1 protein-coding gene is annotated in these 830 nt (G+C 51.7%); it reads left to right on the top strand.

The annotated features are described in order from the left end of the window. Window positions 1-9 precede the first annotated feature (9 nt). Window positions 10-830: Gfo/Idh/MocA family protein (locus HMPREF2794_RS01420; protein ID WP_139147224.1), on the top strand; the 821-nt coding region annotated here is incomplete at its 3' end.

The raw sequence follows: 830 nt of genomic DNA, 5'->3' as shown, positions 1-830 counted from the left end.
AATAAAACCATGTCAGACTTTTCAAGAAGAAAATTCCTTAAAACGGGAGCCGCCGCTTTAGCAGGCATCACCATTGCTCCCAGCTCTATCTTAGGTATGAGCCACGGGCACGTTTCACCAACCGACAAACTGAACCTCGCAGCCGTAGGTATCGGAGGTATGGGACACGCCAACATCAACAATGTGAAGGGCACCGAAAACATCGTAGCCCTCTGTGATGTGGACTGGAAATATGCCAAAGGCGTATTCGACGAGTTCCCCAAAGCTAAGAAATACTGGGACTACCGCAAGATGTACGACGAAATGGGCAAATCCATTGACGGTGTCATCATTGCCACTGCCGACCATACTCACGCCATTATCACGGCAGACGCCATGACAATGGGCAAACATGTATATTGCCAGAAACCGCTGACACACTCCGTATATGAATCCCGTCTGCTGACCAGACTTGCCGCTTCCACCGGAGTAGTAACCCAGATGGGTAACCAGGGAGCATCAGGCGAAGGTACCGACCTTGTTTGCGAATGGATCTGGAATGGAGAAATCGGTGAGGTGACTAAAGTGGAATGCGCCACCGACCGTCCTATCTGGCCGCAGGGACTGAATGCACCCGAAAAGGCGGACCGCATCCCCAACACATTGAACTGGGATCTTTTCACCGGACCTGCCAAACTGAACCCGTACAACAACGTTTATCATCCCTGGAACTGGCGCGGATGGTGGGATTACGGAACCGGCGCATTGGGTGACATGGCCTGCCATATCCTGCATCAGCCGTTCAGAGCTCTGAAACTGGGTTATCCTACCAAAGTGGAAGGTTCTTCTAC

It is taken from the genome of Bacteroides sp. HMSC067B03, assembly GCF_001811315.1.
GTDB classification, from domain to species: Bacteria; Bacteroidota; Bacteroidia; order Bacteroidales; family Bacteroidaceae; genus Bacteroides; species Bacteroides faecis.
This window is presented reverse-complemented; position numbering and strand designations above follow the sequence as displayed.